Annotated in this window: 19 protein-coding genes and 1 tRNA gene; 15 read left to right on the forward strand and 5 right to left on the reverse strand. The window is 56.0% G+C overall.

Annotated features, from left to right (window positions below; genetic code table 11):
* Positions 1-2: 2 nt before the first annotated feature.
* Positions 3-1406, forward strand: a complete 1404-nt coding sequence (gene selA, locus CJ260_RS07190) for an L-seryl-tRNA(Sec) selenium transferase (protein ID WP_095629697.1) — start codon at positions 3-5, stop codon at positions 1404-1406.
* Positions 1407-1536: 130 nt separating this feature from the next.
* Here selA and CJ260_RS12810 read toward each other — a convergent pair.
* Together CJ260_RS12810 and CJ260_RS07195 are read right to left on the reverse strand one after the other, a co-directional pair.
* Positions 1537-1633: transfer RNA gene (locus tag CJ260_RS12810), tRNA-Sec, on the reverse strand.
* Between the two features lie 68 nt (positions 1634-1701).
* Positions 1702-2718, reverse strand: coding sequence for a LacI family DNA-binding transcriptional regulator (locus CJ260_RS07195; RefSeq protein ID WP_087478161.1), 1017 nt, complete (start codon positions 2716-2718; stop codon positions 1702-1704).
* Positions 2719-2846: 128 nt separating this feature from the next.
* Here CJ260_RS07195 and CJ260_RS07200 point away from each other — a divergent pair, with 128 nt between their 5' ends.
* The 4 genes from CJ260_RS07200 to CJ260_RS07215 all read left to right on the forward strand — a co-directional run bounded on the left by CJ260_RS07200 (position 2847) and on the right by CJ260_RS07215 (position 4899).
* Positions 2847-3287, forward strand: a complete 441-nt coding sequence (locus tag CJ260_RS07200; protein WP_158221381.1) for an acyl-CoA thioesterase — start codon at positions 2847-2849, stop codon at positions 3285-3287.
* Positions 3287-4345 (forward strand): nicotinate-nucleotide--dimethylbenzimidazole phosphoribosyltransferase, encoded by a 1059-nt coding sequence (locus CJ260_RS07205; protein WP_095629699.1) that lies wholly within the window; start codon positions 3287-3289, stop codon positions 4343-4345. The genes CJ260_RS07200 and CJ260_RS07205 overlap by 1 nt, the downstream gene beginning before the upstream one ends.
* Entirely contained in the window at positions 4335-4538 is a 204-nt protein-coding gene (locus tag CJ260_RS07210; RefSeq protein ID WP_233127918.1) for a type II toxin-antitoxin system RelB/DinJ family antitoxin, read from the forward strand. The genes CJ260_RS07205 and CJ260_RS07210 overlap by 11 nt, the downstream gene beginning before the upstream one ends.
* Positions 4539-4623: 85 nt before the next feature.
* Positions 4624-4899 carry a GNAT family N-acetyltransferase gene (locus CJ260_RS07215; RefSeq protein ID WP_095629700.1) on the forward strand — a complete coding sequence of 92 codons (276 nt, stop codon included), beginning with the start codon at positions 4624-4626 and terminating at the stop codon, positions 4897-4899.
* A 385-nt stretch (positions 4900-5284) separates the two neighbouring features.
* On the opposite strand, the gene panB is transcribed toward CJ260_RS07215, so the two are convergent.
* A complete protein-coding gene (gene panB, locus CJ260_RS07220) occupies positions 5285-6115 on the reverse strand; it encodes a 3-methyl-2-oxobutanoate hydroxymethyltransferase (RefSeq protein WP_095629701.1) in 831 nt (276 codons plus the stop codon).
* Between the two features lie 177 nt (positions 6116-6292).
* On the reverse strand, positions 6293-6826 hold the full coding sequence (locus CJ260_RS07225) for a GrpB family protein (protein ID WP_095629702.1): 534 nt from the start codon (positions 6824-6826) through the stop codon (positions 6293-6295).
* Between the two features lie 197 nt (positions 6827-7023).
* Between CJ260_RS07225 and CJ260_RS07230 the strand changes: the two genes are divergently transcribed.
* From CJ260_RS07230 to CJ260_RS07275, 10 genes are all read left to right on the forward strand, one after another.
* The gene (locus tag CJ260_RS07230; protein WP_095629703.1) at positions 7024-7845 is read left to right on the forward strand and encodes a methyltransferase domain-containing protein; all 822 of its coding nucleotides are present in this window, start codon (positions 7024-7026) and stop codon (positions 7843-7845) included.
* Between the two features lie 44 nt (positions 7846-7889).
* Positions 7890-8543, forward strand: coding sequence for a CatA-like O-acetyltransferase (locus tag CJ260_RS07235; RefSeq protein WP_095629704.1), 654 nt, complete (start codon positions 7890-7892; stop codon positions 8541-8543).
* A 100-nt stretch (positions 8544-8643) separates the two neighbouring features.
* Positions 8644-9531, forward strand: a complete 888-nt coding sequence (locus CJ260_RS07240) for a MaoC/PaaZ C-terminal domain-containing protein (RefSeq protein WP_087478150.1) — start codon at positions 8644-8646, stop codon at positions 9529-9531.
* Between the two features lie 295 nt (positions 9532-9826).
* Positions 9827-10591, forward strand: coding sequence for a LamB/YcsF family protein (locus CJ260_RS07245; protein ID WP_095629705.1), 765 nt, complete (start codon positions 9827-9829; stop codon positions 10589-10591).
* 35 nt (positions 10592-10626) lie between these two features.
* Entirely contained in the window at positions 10627-11823 is a 1197-nt protein-coding gene (locus CJ260_RS07250) for an NRAMP family divalent metal transporter (protein WP_095629706.1), read from the forward strand.
* 17 nt (positions 11824-11840) lie between these two features.
* Positions 11841-12578, forward strand: coding sequence for a 5-oxoprolinase subunit PxpB (gene pxpB, locus CJ260_RS07255; RefSeq protein ID WP_198643501.1), 738 nt, complete (start codon positions 11841-11843; stop codon positions 12576-12578).
* Positions 12568-13566, forward strand: a complete 999-nt coding sequence (locus tag CJ260_RS07260; protein WP_095629707.1) for a biotin-dependent carboxyltransferase family protein — start codon at positions 12568-12570, stop codon at positions 13564-13566. Before pxpB ends, CJ260_RS07260 begins: the two co-directional genes overlap by 11 nt.
* A gap of 15 nt (positions 13567-13581) precedes the next feature.
* Positions 13582-14034 (forward strand): acetyl-CoA carboxylase biotin carboxyl carrier protein, encoded by a 453-nt coding sequence (accB, locus tag CJ260_RS07265; RefSeq protein WP_095629708.1) that lies wholly within the window; start codon positions 13582-13584, stop codon positions 14032-14034.
* Positions 14035-14049: 15 nt separating this feature from the next.
* The gene (gene accC / locus CJ260_RS07270; RefSeq protein ID WP_095629709.1) at positions 14050-15405 is read left to right on the forward strand and encodes an acetyl-CoA carboxylase biotin carboxylase subunit; all 1356 of its coding nucleotides are present in this window, start codon (positions 14050-14052) and stop codon (positions 15403-15405) included.
* Between the two features lie 16 nt (positions 15406-15421).
* Positions 15422-16210, forward strand: a complete 789-nt coding sequence (locus CJ260_RS07275) for a putative hydro-lyase (RefSeq protein ID WP_087478144.1) — start codon at positions 15422-15424, stop codon at positions 16208-16210.
* A 66-nt stretch (positions 16211-16276) separates the two neighbouring features.
* Here CJ260_RS07275 and CJ260_RS07280 read toward each other — a convergent pair whose 3' ends face one another.
* A complete protein-coding gene (locus CJ260_RS07280) occupies positions 16277-17092 on the reverse strand; it encodes a DUF368 domain-containing protein (protein WP_095629728.1) in 816 nt (271 codons plus the stop codon).
* Between the last annotated feature and the right edge of the window lie 29 nt (positions 17093-17121).

The raw sequence follows: 17121 nt of genomic DNA on the forward strand, positions 1-17121 counted from the left end.
CAATGAAACAAGATACGAGACAGCTGCTGCGGCAGCTTCCCAAGGTAGACGTACTGCTGCAGCGTCCGGTGCTGGCCGAATGGGAACAAAACCTGTCCCGCAGCCTGATAAAACAGGCCGTACAGGACGTATTGGCTGGCCTGCGCCGGGACATTTTGGCCGAACGCCGCCGCGACGTACCGGCAGAGGACGAGCTGGACGCCATGGTGCTGGCCTATTTCCGCCGGCAGAAATCCCTGCGTCTGAAAAAAGTCGTCAACGCCACGGGGACGATTCTTCACACGAATTTGGGCCGGTCTGTACTGAGCGAGGAGATTGGACGGCACGTAGGCGAAATCGCCGCGTCGTACTCGAACTTGGAATACGATCTGGACGAAGGGCGCCGCGGCTCCCGCTATGCCCACCTGCAGTCGCTGCTGAAAGAGCTGACTGGGGCGGAAGACGTACTCGTCGTCAATAACAACGCCGCCGCCGTGCTGCTGGCCCTGACGTCGATGACGCAGGGGAAGGAAGTCGTGATTTCCCGGGGAGAACTCGTGGAAATCGGCGGCCTGTTCCGCATTCCTGACGTCATCGAAGCCAGCGGCGGCACGATACGGGAAGTCGGGACGACCAATAAGACCCACCTGGCAGACTACAGCCGGGCCGTCGGCGAAGGTACCGGCGCGATTATGAAAGTCCATACGAGCAATTACCGCATCATAGGCTTTTCTGAAAGTGTGCCCGCCCAGGAACTGGCCGAGCTGGCCCACGCCAACGGTTTGCCCCTCATCAACGACCTGGGCAGCGGGTTATTCGTCGACATGCGCCGCTTCGGCCTGCCCTATGAACCGACTGTAAAGGAAGTCCTGAAGCAAGGCTGCGACGTCGTCATGTTCAGCGGCGACAAACTCCTCGGCGGGCCGCAGGCCGGCATTATCGTCGGCAAGGCCGAGTATATCGAGCCGATGAAACAGCACCAGCTGCTGCGGGCCCTGCGGGTCGATAAGATGACCCTGGCCGCCTTGGAGGCGACGCTGCAGCTGTACCGGGACGAAGACATGGCGATACGGTCTATCCCTGCGCTGCAGATGCTGGCGCGGACCCAGAAGGAATGCCTGCGGCGAGCCGATATGCTGGCCCAAATGCTGCGGACTGCCGACGCGGCCCTGCAGGTGCAGACCGTGCCGGTCCGCGACATGGTCGGCGGCGGTTCCTATCCGGAATATACGTTGCCGGGGTACGCCGCCGCCGTCGCGTCAGAAGGCCGGACGGCGGCAGAATTAGAACGCCGCCTGCGCCATGCCGAAGTCCCCGTCGTCGCCAGAGTGCAGCAAGACCGGCTGTGCCTGTCCGTACGGACGCTGCGGGACGACGAATTTCCCCTGATCTGCACGGAAATTGCCAAGGCCGTAGCCGAAGGATAACGTAAAAACAGCGAAGACCGCGACTACGGGTCTTCGCTTTTTTATCGGGCTGCTTCTATTGCAAAGGCAAACGGAGCGGCTAGATACTAAAAAAGACAAGGCGGCTTTGCGGGCTGCCTTGTCGGGTAGTTGGCGGGAAAGTGTAGGAATCGAACCTACCTAAGAAGCTCTTAACTCCTCATACTGGTTTTGAAGACCAGAGGGCACACCAGAACCCATACTCCCCCAAGATAGGTTCAGTATACCATGTTTGCCGCAGCGGCGCAACGGAATCCCCTCTCCTCCGACCGGGCCCTTAGGCTTCCGGCGACGACTGGCCGATGATTTTAATGCCCTCGGCGTAGACGACTGTCGGATTCGGCGTCTTCTTTTCGATGAGGTCGACGAGGAGATGGAGGCATTTTTCGCCGATTTCCCGCATGGGAATATCGATGCGGGACAAGGACGGAATGGCGTAATCGTTGAATTCGGCCATGTTGATGCCGATGGTAAATACTTCTACGTCGCCGGGAATGGAAACGCCCAATTCATGGCAGGCGAACAACATGCCGTGAGCCAATACGTCGGATTCGCAGAACATGGCCTTCGGCAGGCGCTTTTCTGCATAGAGCTTCTTCGTCGCGTCGATAGCGCTGGACGACGACGTGTCGCACAGGACGATATTTTCCTCCGGAACGGGATGGCCGGCTTCGGCAAAGGTGTCGAGAAAGCCTTTCATCCACATGCGCATGATGGGGAAGGTCGTGTCGTGGGTCAGCACGCCGGCGTCGTAGATGCCCTTGTCGAGAAAATGGCGGGCGACCTGGGCGCCGACTTCGTAGTTGTCCATGGTGACGCTGCTGTATTTCGGCGATTCCCTGTTGAACAGGACGACGGGATAGGAAATGTCGCAGGAGTTTAAATATTCCATGTCGGCGTTAGACATATTGGCGATGATGATGCCGTTAAAAAATTCATTCTGCGTCGTTTCCATCTGCTTTTTCAGGTTGTCGACCTCGTAGGGCACGACGGTCAGGTGGACGACCTTATTCTGCTGCATAATTTCTTTTTGAATACCCAGCGTAATACGGGCCAGGTAATTGATACGGAAGTCCGTCGCCCAATAAAACGCTATGGCGTAACTATTTTTCTGCGTAGCCCGCAGCTTTTTAGCCGACTGGTTCGGCACGTATTTCAGCTGTTTGGCGATTTGATGTATCCGGGCCTGCGTTTCCTTGGAAATTTTTCGTTCCTGTCCCTTGCCGTTCAGGACGATGGAAACGGTGGCGATGGAAACGCCGGCTTCACGAGCGATATCTTTAATCGTAGACATACTATACCCCCTCTATATTGTTTTATTTTGACATAAAAAAAACGAATTTTCAAGGCTAGAATAGGCTTATTTCCTCGCTATAGTATGATACAATAGATACATTAACGGTGAGTTGGGGAGGAATGACTATGACGGGAATAGACAAGCGCGTATCGGCGGCCCATATGGTACTGGGAAAGGACTTGAATCCGCATGATACGCTGTTTGCCGGGCAGGCGACGTCGTATATGATCGAGTGCGGCTTTCTGGCCGTGCAAAGCTTTCTGAACAGCGGCCATATCGTCTGCCTGGGATTGGACGGGCTGCGGTTTCTCCGGCCGGTCCGCAAAGGCGACACCATCGACATTTCCAGTACCGTCGTCTATGCCGGGACGACGAGCGTCGGCGCATATATCGCCATGACGCGGCGCTCCGACGGGGCCATGGCGGCGGAATGCTTCGTATCCTTCGTCCATATCGAAGAGGAAACGGGACAGGCCCGGCCCCACGGCGTAACGCTGCCGGCGCTGGATGAGCAGGGTGAGGCGCGGCGGCGCGCCTATTGGGCTTATAAAGGGATAACGGTATAATGGATTTTGCAGCGCAAGTAGACGAACGGCTCCATAACTTAGCCAAGCCGCCGGGAAGCCTGGGCCTGCTGGAGCAGCAGGTGCGTCAGGTTTTCCTGGCCTGGGGCTCCTTTCAGGAGGAACTTCGTCCCCGCCATATTATCTTTGCCGCGGACAACGGCGTCGTCCGCTCCGGCGTCGTAGCTCAGCTGTCTGATATTACGTACATGCAGAGCGTGCATATGACGGAAGGAACGTCGGCTGTGACCTGTTTCTGCCGTTGTCACGGCATTCCCTACGAAGTCGTAGACGTCGGCATCGACAGTGAAGACGCCGTCGGCGTCGACAGGAAAATCGCCAGAGGGACGGCCGATTTTTCGGTACAGCCGGCGATGACAACGGAACAATTTACCCGCGCCGCCGCCGTCGGCAGGGAACGGGTCGAAGCGGCGAAAGCCCGGGGATGCAACATCCTGTCCTTCGGTGAAATGGGCATAGGAAACACGACGACGTCGGCCGCCGTGCTGACGGCCATAGCGCCGGCTGGCAGCGCGTTTCTCGTCGGCCACGGCTCGTCTAAGGGCAATTACCGCCTTTGGTTTCACAAAGAGCAGGTCGTCAAGGAGGCGCTGCAAAAATATAAAGAGGAAATCCAGACGCCGGAGGACGCCCTGCGCTGCGTCGGCGGATTCGACTTAGTTGCCTTGTACGGCGCAATGCTGGCCTGTGCCGACGTTCATCTGCCGTTTTACATCGACGGATTTATTACAGCCGTAGCCCTGGCCTGCGCCGTGAAGACACGTCCAAACGTGCGGCAGTATGCGCTGCCGTCGCATATTTCCCGCGAGCCCGGCATGAGCGCGGCCTTGCGGCTGTGCGGTATAGATGAATACGACGTGCCTATCCACGCTGACATGGCTCTGGGAGAAGGTACGGGAGCTGTGCTGGGCGTCGTCATGCTGAAGACAATGCTGTATGCCGTAGGGCATATGGCGACTCTCGACGGCATCAACGGCGAAGCGGAAGAACGCCATCGCAGGCGTATGGAGAAAGGGGCGGAACACCAGGATGATAGATGAACAGCTGCGCAAGGAAGCGGCGGCTATCTTTGCCCGCATGGGATTAAGCGAAGAAGAAGCCGTCGCCCTGTTCTATAAGCGCACAGTAGAAGCAGGAAAAATGCCCTTCGGCCCGGCGTCAGAAGGGACGGCAAAGGCGAAGCAAAAGAAAAAGCGCATGAACGAGCGCTTTGCCGAATGGGATGCGTTTTAAGGATAAGAAGTATAACTTCTGTTGTAAAAACAACATACATGGCGGCCTTCATGGCATATACTAAAAATAAAGGAGATGATATGCCATGAAGATGTTATACAGCGACAAGCGAATTTGGATAGAAGATGAAGAAGGAAAGACTGTCGGCGAGATTGATTTCCTTCAGGATCAGAACGGCAAGTACGATATTGTCCATACAGGCGTCGACCCGTCGCAGCAGGGACAGGGGACGGCGGGAATGCTGGTGCAGGCTGCGGCGGACTATATCCGCAGTACAGGCTGTAAAACCGGTGCGTCGTGTTCCTATGCGTCGGCGTGGCTTAAACGGCATAAGGAATACGATGATATTTACGAGCCGTAGCACCCCGCATATTTGATAAGTCGGCAGGATTTACGTATAATAAACATAGAAAAAAGGCGCTGCCGGCAACGGTCAGTCCCATATCATAGGAAAAAAGAAAATCCGCCTATAGTTGGTAGCTGTGGGGCGGATTTCCTTTTATGCTTTCAATGCAATAATACAAAGTACCACTAAGAATACGAAGGTCAACAGGGCGTATGGTGTCATAAGGCATCGCCCATTTCCGGGGCTAGGATTAACGGCCTGCCGCTTTTTGCAGCGCCTAGATGGTTGGTATATGCGATATACGGGCTATGTCAAAGTCTGTCGTATATACATTTTGCATATGGATTATAAATGACTAAAAGCTATGTCTCCCATGGGATGGCATAGCTTTTTTTGTTTCCTACTGTTTTAATTTTTCAATGACTTCGTCGTCGATTTTAAAGCCGTGTTCCGGGCCGGGGAAGGCGCCTTCCTTTGTTTCCTTGATGTAGTCGGCGAAGGCCTGCTTCATGAGGGCTCCAACGTTGGCGAACTGCTTGGCGAATTTCGGCGTAAAGTCGCTGAACAGGGCCAGCATGTCCTGATAAATCAGGATTTGGCCGTCGCAGTGGACGCCGGCACCGATGCCGAGGGTCGGGATGCGCAGGGATGCCGTAATGAGCTCGGCAAGCTTGGCCGGTACGCATTCGAGGACGATGGCAAAGGCTCCGGCCGCTTCGACAGCCTTGGCTTCTTCGATGAGCTTGCGGGCCGCTTCTTCGCTCTTGCCCTGTACTTTAAAGCCGCCTAAGGCGTTGACCGACTGGGGCGTCAGGCCGATGTGGCCGACGACGGGAATTCCCGCTTCGACGATGGCTTTAATCTGCGGGCATACGCTCATGCCGCCTTCGAGCTTGACGGCGTGGCAGCGGCCTTCCTTCATGAGCCGGCCGGCGTTGTATACGGCGTCGTAAATAGACGTCTGGTAGGACATGAAGGGCATGTCGCCGACGACGAAAGCGTTTTTTGCGCCCCGCGATACGGCTTTGGTGTGATGGATCATGTCTTCCATCGTGACCGGCAGGGTGTCTTCGTAGCCGAGCATAACCATGCCGAGAGAATCGCCGACGAGCAGCATGTTGATGCCCGCTTCGTCCATGAGCTTGGCCGTCGAATAGTCGTAAGCCGTGAGCATGGTAATCTTGTCGTGGTTGTCCTTTTGCGCCTGCAGCGTAGCGATGGTATTTTTCATAGGGCAAAACTCCTTTCGTACGATGCCGTAATGGCATTATTTGATGTTATAGGGCATGATAGCATTTAAAGACAAAACATAACGGACATAATTATTTATTATGTAAAGAAAAATAACGGATATAACGCATGTGTTTAACGTATCTGATTTTTACTATATCATCTGGACGGCACCTCGTCAAATAGATGAAGGTGCGTTCTGTTTCCAACGCAATGCCTGCCGTTCCAGGTCTTTTACAAAGGCCTCTTTGCCGTCGCAGTAGCCTTCGATGTCGTAGGGATATTGGCGGGCCAGGGTTTCCTTCAGCGCGCCGTACTGCCGGGCGATCTCGCCGTGGGCCCGCAGGAAATCGCGGACAGCCAGATGGCGTTCGATATTGGCTCTGTCCGTTTCCTGAAAGATATGGACCTGGTGCGTCCGCTCGTCGCCGCCTTTGCGCAGGTAGCGCCGGCGGGCCATGCCGAATTCGCCTAAGTATTCGTAGCCTATTCCTTCGAAGGCGCCTTGCTTTTCGTCTACAGCGGCTATGTCGCGGACGACGGGCATGATGTCGATAATGGGCTTGGCTTTCAGTCCTTTGACGGCGGTGCTGCCGATGTGGAAGATTGCCGTGCAGTTTTCGCCCAGAATGGCGCGTATGGTTTCCGCTTCGGCCAGGTATTTCTGTTCCCAGCAAGGGTCGTAGTCGACGACGATGATGTGTTGTGCCATGAAGCTGCCCTCCTATATGGTTTTTATTTGATGATAGCTGATTTTAGGATACATCGCAACGTCGGCCTGAGTGATTCGGATATTTCGAGGAATTCTGCCATATCAACGGATAGGGGAATTTATCTGAATAATTCCCGCAGATAGTTATTGCCATAGCAAAGCGTCGTGCCGTACCATTAGAGGGAGAGGTGAAAGCGATGAAGACACAATTTGGAAATATACTGCTGCGCCGCCGCAAGGAGCTGGGTTTTACGCAGGAGTATATCGCGAAGGCCCTGCACCTATCGGCTCAGGCCATTTCCAAATGGGAGCGGGGCGAGACGATGCCCGACATCCTGCTGCTGCCGGCCTTGGCGGATTTGCTGCAGACGAGCACCGACGAGCTGCTGGGGCATCATCGGCAGTATGGAAAGACTGTCTATGCCGACCGGTATCAGGCCGACGAGTTTTATTGGGGCCTGGAGCCCAATGAGATGTGCTACGATATCCTGCGGCTGAAACCGCCGTCGCAGCGGCGTCTTGTCCTGGATATGGGATGCGGCGAGGGAAAGGACGCCGTGTTTCTGGCGCGGTGCGGGTATCGGGCTGTCGGCTTTGATTTAGCCGCCGAAAGCATTGCTAAGGCGAAATGGCTGGCGAGCCAGTATCCGACGGCGGCGGCAGAATTCTTCCGGGCCGACATGCTGGAGTATGTGCCGCAGCAGGAATATGATATACTGTTTGCAAGCGGCGTGCTGCACTATCTTCCGCCGGAGCGGCGAGGCGCCATCCTGCAGGAGTACCAGCGCTGCATCCGGCCCGGCGGCTTGTGCGCCCTGAACGTATTCGCCCAGAAGCCTTTTATTCCGCCTCCGCCTGATGAAGAGATCGACGGCGGTTATTGGCGGTCAGGCGAGCTGTTTTCGCTGTTTGCCGATTGGAAATTCCACCGCTGCGAAGAAATTATCTTCGACTGCGTCAGCGGCGGCACGCTGCATCAGCATGTGATGGATATACTGATTGCCGAAAAAATCGTATAAGGCCGTCCGCTGCGCCATATCTGGATAGTGAGGAGAGATTGCTTATGTTTCATCCCATCGACTGGGAAACGTGGCCCCGCAGGGACCATTTCAATTATTATTACAATCAAATCAAGTGCCGCTACACGCTGACGGCCCACATCGATATTGCGCCGCTGCGGGAGTTTCAGAAACAGCGGCAGCTGCGGTTTTTTCCTCTTATGTTGTATGCGATCATGCGGGCCGTCAATGAGAACAGGGAATTCCGCATGAGCTTTGACGGCGACGGCCGGCTGGGATACTGGGATGTCGTCGTGCCCTGTTATACGGTCTTTCACGAAAGGGATAAGACTTTTTCCGATATTTGGAGCGAGTACGACGCAGACCTGCAGGCCTTTTACGACGGCGTTGCCGCAGATATGGAGACTTACAAGGACGGCGAAGGCTTCGTCAAGGCCAAGCCCAATCAGCCGCCTAATTTCTGCCCCGTGTCGGCGGTGCCGTGGCTTCACTTCACGTCCTTTTCTCAGGATACGTACGCTGAAAACTCCCTCCTGTTTCCCCTCATCCGCTTCGGGAAATTCGAGGCTGCCGGGGAAAAGGTGCTGCTGCCGCTGGCCGTCTCAGTTCATCACGCCGTGGCCGACGGGTATCACACGTGCAAGCTGATCAACGACATCGAGGCTGCCGCCGCCCGTCTGGACAGGTATTGGCAATAAAAGTCCAGCCAGGGGGCATACGGTCCTGTAGATATTCCCTTGTGCATCGTGTACAATAGTACGTAGATACTAGACGCGAGAACGCATAAAGGAGTGACGTATGATGAAGCTGAAATTGGATGAAATCCTCGTAGGAAAAAAGATGGAGCCGCGCTATCTGGAGTACAACTGGCGCGACGTCGTATTGTACGCTTTGGCAGTCGGAGCCAAGCGGGACGATTTGATGTATACCTATGAGAAGTATTTGAAGGCCATCCCGACCTACGGTACCGTGCCGTACTGGGGGACGGTCAACGTCCGGCCGTATCAGTGGATGCCTCTGCCGGCGTCTATGCTGGCCAATGACATCATCAAGCCGACTATTTCCTTCTTGAACATGGACCACGAAATTATCATGCACCGGCCTATCGATCCGATTAAGGGAACCTTCCAGTACCAGGATGTTATTACAGACGTATACGACCGCGGCGAAGGCAAGGGCGCCGTCGTGCGCACGCGCATCGACGTGCGCGACGAGGCGGGCAACGACGTATGCACCAACTACTCGACGACCTTTTTTCACGAAGCCGGCGGCTTCGGCGGCGCGCCCATGCCCAAGAGCCCCGTCCAGATTCCCGACAGGGGTCCCGACGTTGAAATCGACGATTATATCAGCCCCGTGCAGAACCTCCTGTACCGCTTGACCGGCGATACGAATTTAGTGCACGTCGACCCGCAGTACGCCCAGAAGATGGGCTTTGAAACGTCGTTCATGCAGGGCCTGTGCTCCTTCGGCTTTGCCTGCCGCATGGCGATAGGCGCGCTGATTCCGGGCGAGCCGGAACGGATGACCCGCATGGCGGCGCAGATGACGTCAGTCTTGTTCCCCGATACGCCGGTTATGCTGCAGCTTTGGAAGATGGGTGAAGGAACGGCTTACTTCAAGCTGGTCAACAAGACGACGGGGAAGGCTGTCCTGAACCGCGGCGTTTTCGAATGGCGCAATTAAATTTCATTTGAAAATAAAAACGCAGGATTATAGCGATAAAAATAAAAAAATTTATATTGATGCAATAAAAATCTTTAAAGTATGTGAAAATATGTAATGTACCGCCAGAACGGAAGATAGGCCCTGTTTTTATTAAAAATTTAAGAAAATAGTCGAAATGACTATATATTGACAAGGGTTTCCGTGGTATATTATAATGAATTATAAATATACTTTACTGGATAAAAGCGCTGAGTATGTTTAATATTCAGCGCTTTTTTGTATAAAATATGAAAATAAACGGGAGGAATTTCATATGATGAAAATCGATTTAAACAGCGATTTAGGCGAAAGCTTCGGCATGTATACCATCGGCAACGACAGTGACGTCTTAAATTACGTCAGCTCGGCGAATATCGCCTGCGGCATGCATGCCGGCGATCCCTTCGTCATGCACAAGACGGTGCGCCTGGCACTGGAACGGGGCGTGGCAGTCGGCGCGCATCCGGGTTTTATGGATTTGAACGGCTTCGGCCGCCGCAATATCGCCATGAAGCCCGATGAAATCTACGATTTAATCGTCTATCAGGTCGGCGCCTTGTCGGCCTTTGTCAAGGCCGAAGGCGGCAGGCTGCAGCACGTTAAGCCCCACGGTGCCCTGTACAACATGGCGGCCAAGGATCAGGCCATGTCCGAAGCGATTGCCAAGGCCGTGTACGACGTTGACCCGCAGCTGGTGTTGTTCGGCCTGGCCGGCAGCTGGCTGGTCAAAGCCGGGGAAGCGGCGGGATTGCAGACGGCCAGCGAGGTATTTGCCGACAGGACCTATCAGGAAGACGGGTCGCTGACGCCGCGGACGCAGCCGAACGCCATGATTACAGACGACGCCGCGTCGATACGGCAGGTGCTGACGATGATTACCGAAGGCAAGGTCCGTACGGCGACGGGCAAGGACATTCCTGTCAAGGCCGATACGGTCTGCATTCACGGTGACAGCCCGAAGGCCCTGGCCTTTGCTAAGAGCATCGGCGAGGCGCTGCAGAAGGAACAGATTCAAATAACGTCCTTTATACATCGGTAACGGTGTCTTGAGATGAAGGGGGAAGAGGCGAGAATATGAAAACTAAAAAAGGATTTGATTTCAGCGTGCTGATGGGCGCAGCCTTCCTGATGGCTACGTCGTCTATCGGTCCGGGATTTTTAACGCAGACGACCGTATTTACGGAGCAGCTGCTGGCCAGCTTTGGCTTCGTCATCTTGACGTCTATTATTTTGGATATCGGCTCACAGCTCAATGTATGGCGGGTCATCGGCATTTCGGGAAAGCGCGGCCAGGACGTGGCCAATATGGTTCTTCCCGGCTTGGGATACGTCGTGGCGGCGCTGATCGTCATGGGCGGCCTGGGCTTTAACATCGGCAACATTGCCGGCGCCGGCATGGGCTTCAGCGTCATCTTCGGCATGGATACGGTAACCGGTGCGGCCATCAGCGCAGTTATCGCCATTTCGATTTTCGTATTTAAAGAAGCGGGCGTACTCATGGATAAATTCACCCAGGTCGCAGGCGTCGTCATGATCGTGCTGACCTTGTACGTCGCCGTTTCTTCGGCCCCGCCTGTGGGAGAAGCCGTCATGAAGACCTTCGTGCCCGACGTCATCGATCCCTTGGCGATCGTCACCCTCGTCGGCGGCACCGTCGGCGGGTATATTACCTTCTCCGGCGGCCATCGCCTGGTCGACGCCGGCGTTGTCGGCAAGGAAGCGCTGCCCCAGATTACGCGCAGCTCCGTTACCGGCGTCTGCCTGACCGGCGTCATGCGCGTATTCCTGTTCCTGGCGACGCTGGGCGTCGTAGCCAGCGGCCTGCAGCTCGACCCGGCCAATCCGCCGGCTTCGGTATTCAAGCTGGCTGTCGGCGATATCGGCTACAAGGTCTTCGGCGTCGTCATGTGGTCGGCGGCTATTTCGTCGGTTATCGGCGCGGCCTATACGTCCGTTTCCTTTATCCGCACCTTCAGCCCTAAAATCGAAAACAACTACCGCTGGTTTGTCATCGCCTTCATCGTCTTTTCGACGGTCGTCTTCGCCTTCGTCGGCCAGCCCGTCAAGACGCTGATCCTCGTAGGGACGCTGAATGGTCTGATCCTGCCGGTTACGCTGCTGGTCATGATCATCGCGGCCCATAAGAAATCGATCGTCGGCGATTACAAGCATCCGGTGTGGATGAGCATTTTCGGCGTCATCGTCGTTATCATGACGGCGTACATGGGCGTGCTGACTATTATGAAGCAGCTGCCTAAATTGTTTATGTGACAGGGAGGCTGTTACGCTTGAACCATGAATTTACGATAAAACCGTTAGGCGAAGCCGGCGTCCTCGTGAATTTCGGCAGTACGATCAGCCCGGAAATTCACTGCAAGGTCAAGGCGCTGGCCGATTATTTGGAAACCCATCCCTTCGCCGGGATGATAGAATACGTCATTTCGTATACGAGCCTGGCCGTGTACTACAATCCCTTCGTCGTCAAAAAGCAGGCCGGTAAGTATAAAAGCGACTCGGCCCTGGAGATTACGTCGGCGTACCTCTGCAGATGCATGGAACAGCTGGCCGACGTACAGAAGGAAACGGCCCGGGTCGTGCAGATTCCCGTATGCTACGGCGGAGAATACGGGCCGGATATCGACTATGTGGCCCAGTACAATCATTTGTCTGTAGAGGAAGTCATCGCCATCCATACGGAGCCGGAATACCTGGTGTACATGATCGGCTTCTGTCCGGGATTTCCCTATTTGGGCGGCATGGACAAGCGCATCGCCACGCCGCGCCGCGATACGCCGCGCGTAGCCATACCGGCCTGCAGCATCGGCATTGCCGGCGAACAGACCGGGGGATATCCCCTGAGCACGCCCGGCGGCTGGCAGATTATCGGGCGCACGCCGATGGATATGTTTTCCTTGAAGAAGGAAGACGATCCGAGCCTGCTGCACGCCGGCGACATCGTGAAGTTTTACGCCGTATCGGAAGAAGAATTTGCAGCCTTAAAGGAGGAATACGGCCATGAGTCTTAACATTATCCGCCCGGGCCTGCTGACGACGATTCAGGATACGGGACGCTATGGATACCAGAAGATCGGCGTCATCCCTTCAGGGGCGATGGACGTGTATTCCCTGCGGCTGGCGAATATACTGGTCGGCAATGATGAAACCGAAGGGGCTTTGGAAATCACCCTCATGGGGCCGACGATCGAGTTTACGTCGGATACGCTCATCGCTATTACCGGCGGCGATTTCGGCCCGGTGATCGACGGCCAGAAGGTGCCCATGCACCGTCCCGTCGCCGTCAAGGCCGGCGCGATCCTGCGCTTCGGCCCCTGTGTCGTCGGCTGCCGGGCCTATCTGGCCGTGGCCGGCGGGTACGACGTGCCCGTCGTCATGGGCAGCAAGAGCACCTATCTGCGGGCTCAGTTCGGCGGGTTGGAAGGGCGGGCCCTGCGCCGCGGCGATTTGCTGAATACGAAGGAGCCCAGCGAGTACGGCCAGCAGATGATGTTCAACCTGCTGACCCGCGGTGCCCATTCCTTTACGCACGCCCGCTGGAGCATCAGCAAGGTTCACACGACGCCGGAACGGCTGCGCAAGCCGATCAAGGTCATGGCGGGCTTGCAGTACGACGAGTTTACGGAAAAGGCCAAGTACGACTTCTTCGGGACGGACTTTCTCATTACGACCCAGTCCGACCGCATGGGCTATCGCCTGAACGGCCCGAAGCTGGAAATGAAGCGGCCCTTGGAAATGATTTCCGAAGTCGCCGGGCTGGGAACCATACAGGTACCGCCCAACGGCATGCCCATCATCCTGATGGCCGACCACCAGACGACGGCGGGCTATCCCGTCATCGGCCAGGTCGCCCAGGTTGACGTGGCCCGCGTGGCCCAGCTCAAGCCGGGCGACCGCATGTATTTCAGGCTGATCAGCAACGAAGAAGGCGAGCGCCTGTTTATCGACATGGAACGCTGCATGGAAAATATAAAGATTGCCGTCGCAGGCATGCTATAACTAGGAGGGATTTGTTTGTTATCGTTAGAAGAAATCAAGGAATTAGTACGGATTCTTGAAACGTCATCCCTGAATAAGATGGAACTGGCCTATGAGGACGGAAAGGTCCTGCTGGAAAAGGGCGGCGCGCCCGTAGCCGTCGCCGTGCCGCAGCCGATGATGCCGGCTGTCCAGCCCGCCGCCGCTCCGGCTGAAGCCCCGCAGCCCGGCGAGCACATCGTCGAAATTACGGCGCCTATCGTAGGCACCTTCTACAGCGCACCGGACCCCAAGGCGCCTCCCTTCGTAAAGGTCGGCTCGGCCGTGACGCCGAATACGGTCGTCTGCGTATTGGAGGCGATGAAGCTCTTTACGGAAGTCGAAGCGATGGTAGAAGGCGAGATTACGGAAGTGCTGGTAAAAGACGGCGAGTTCGTCGAATTCGGCCAGCCGTTGTTCAAGGTGAAAAAAGGCCATGTCGGCGCATAGAAAGGGCTTGGGCATATGTTTAAGAAAGTATTGATTGCCAACCGCGGCGAAATTGCCGTGCGTATTATCAAAGCATGTCACGAGTTGGGAATCAGCGCCGTCGTCGTATATTCTGAAGCCGACCGCGATTCCCTGCCTGTCCGCCTGGCCGACGAAGCGTACTGCATCGGACAGGCTCAGGCCAAGAAAAGCTATTTGGATATTGCCCGCATTATCGAAACGGCGAAGGCGGCTAAGGCCGATGCCATTCATCCGGGCTATGGATTTTTGTCGGAAAACGCCGATTTTGCCGACGCCTGCGCAAACTATCACTTCACCTACATCGGAGCCAGCGGTGAAGCTATCCGCCACATGGGCGACAAGGCCATGGCCCGCAGCACGATGAAGCGCGTCGGCGTGCCCGTCATTCCGGGAACGGAAGACGTCATCTGCGATGAAGACGAAGCGCGCCGCACGGCAGAAGCCATCGGCTATCCCGTGCTGATCAAGGCTACGGCCGGCGGCGGCGGCAAGGGGATGCGCATCGTCGAAGACAGCACGGAGCTGGTCAAGGCCCTGCGGCAGGCTTCACAGGAAGCGGAACGCTCCTTCGGCAACGCCGGCGTGTATTTGGAAAAATACTTATCCCATTCGCGGCATGTAGAAATTCAGATCATGGCCGACAATTACGGCAACGTCGTCTACCTGGGCGAACGGGACTGCTCGACGCAGCGCCGTCATCAGAAGGTCATTGAGGAAGCGCCGTCGCCCGTCGTGTCGCCGGACATGCGGAAGAAGATGGGCGAAGCCGCCGTCATGGCCGCCAAAGCCGTCGACTACAGCGGCGCAGGCACCATAGAATTCATCGTAGACGATACGGGAAATTTCTATTTCATGGAAATGAATACGCGCATCCAGGTTGAACATCCCGTCACGGAAATGGTGACGGGGACGGATCTGATCAAGGCGCAAATACTCGTCGCGGCAGGGGAAAAGCTGCCGTGGACGCAGGCCGATATCCGCATGAACGGCTGGGCCGTCGAATGCCGCATCAATGCCGAAGACCCGATGCACAATTTCATGCCCTGCCCGGGGAAAATCACGCGCTACACGCCTCCTTTCGGCCGCGGTATCCGCGTGGACAGCGCCATGTACAGAGGCTGCGTCATTACGCCGTTTTACGACTCGATGATTGCCAAGCTCATCGTATGGGCCCCGACGCGGCTGGAAGCCATCGACAAGATGGAAAAAGCCCTGGCTGATTTTAAAATCGAAGGCGTGACGACGAATATCCCCCTGCAGCGGAAGATATTGATGACGGAGGCCTTCCGCTGCGGCCAGGTCAACACGAATTATTTGGAAGAGCATCTGGAAGAGATTTTAAATACGTAGAAAGAAGGGAACTGTCATGGATTTAGCGAAAGCATCTCCGGCAGAAGTGCGAAGCCTCATCCGGGCCGGAGAATTGGATAAGCCGACGAGCGGCATGTGCGCTCCCTACGCCCAGGCCAATATGGCCGTGCTGCCGAAGGAGCTGGCCTTTGATTTCCTGCTGTTCACGCAGCGCAACAAGGTACCCTGCCCCGTATTGGACGTGACGGAAGCCGGCTCTCCCGTTCCGAAGCTCGTGGCTCCCGAGGCCGACCTGCGGCACGACATACCGCGGTACCGCATTTATCGCCATGGCGAGCTGACTGACGAAGTGACCGATGCCGCGCCGTTCTGGCGCGACGATTTGGTGGCCTTTTTGCTGGGCTGCAGTTTTTCTTTTGAAGGCCCTATGATAGAGGCGGGCCTGGAAATCCGCCACATTACGGACAACCACAACGTGCCCATGTACAAGACGAATATCGAGTGCGTGCCGGCCGGCGTATTTCACGGTCCCATGGTCGTGTCCATGCGGCCCATGAAGCCTGCCGATGCGATCCGGGCCGTGCAGATTACGACGCGCATGCCCTTCGTCCACGGCGCGCCGATCCACATCGGCGATCCCGAAGCCATCGGCATTTCCGACATCGATAAGCCCGACTTCGGCGAACGGTCCGACATCAAGCCGGGCGAAGTGCCCGTCTTCTGGGCCTGCGGCGTCACGCCTCAGGCCGTGGCCATGGCCGTGAAGCCTGAGTTCATGATTACCCATGCGCCGGGATACATGTTCATTACAGACGTCCTGAATTCGCAGCTATCCATCATGTAAGAGCATACTAAAAAAGCTGAATGCATACGCCTATAATGCGTGCATTCAGCTTTTTTTATAAAGTATTTAGGAAAGCTCTTGCTTTGAAAGGGTGTAGATGACGGCGAAGCCGGCAGCCAGGGGAACGGCGGCGGATACGAGGGAGAGCAGGTCTGTCGGGACGCCGGGGAACAGCTCCCACATGGAGCCGAGGACGAAGCCTAAGATGATGAGATACGTCGCCTGGGGATAGCGGTTCATGGCCTTTTCCAGCAATTTCGTCGTCGCCAGGATGCCGGCGATGACGCCGCCGCCCAAGGGGATGAGCAAGGAAAAGGACAGGCTGCTGATGGCCAGCAGTATCTGGTCGTATACGCCTAAGAGATACAGCAGGTACGATACGCTGATGCCTGGCAGAATGAGGGCGATAGAGGCGACGAAGCCCGTCACGATCCACAGAATGAGGAAGAACAGGCCGCCGTCGGTCTGGGCGTGCAGCCCGTCTATAGGCGCGGCGGCAAACAAGGCGACGATGACCACGCCTAAGAGGATATACAGGACGGCCTTGGCCGACAGGCTGGAAATATTTCCCTGACGGAAGGTAATGGGGACGCTGCCGGCTACGGCGCCCAGGAAGAAGTATGATGTGGGAATAGGATACGTTTCCATGAAGTGGAGCAGCGGTTTGGCGAAGGCGATGATGCCGAGGCCGCCGCCGGCGGAGAAGGCGCACAGGAAGATGAAGGAGGCCTTATCGAGCCGCGTCAGGGCGCTGACGGCGTGAATGAGCTTGTCGTATATGCCTAATACGATGGCCATGGAGCCGCCGCTGACGCCGGGGACGAGCATCGTGCCGCCGACGATTAAACCTTTGAGAAACGTAACTATAGGAGAGTGCTTCATAATCAATATCGTGTCCTTTCTGTAAAGAG

The sequence above is a fragment of the Megasphaera sp. ASD88 genome, from assembly GCF_002287425.1.
Taxonomy (GTDB): Bacteria; Bacillota; Negativicutes; order Veillonellales; family Megasphaeraceae; genus Megasphaera; species Megasphaera stantonii.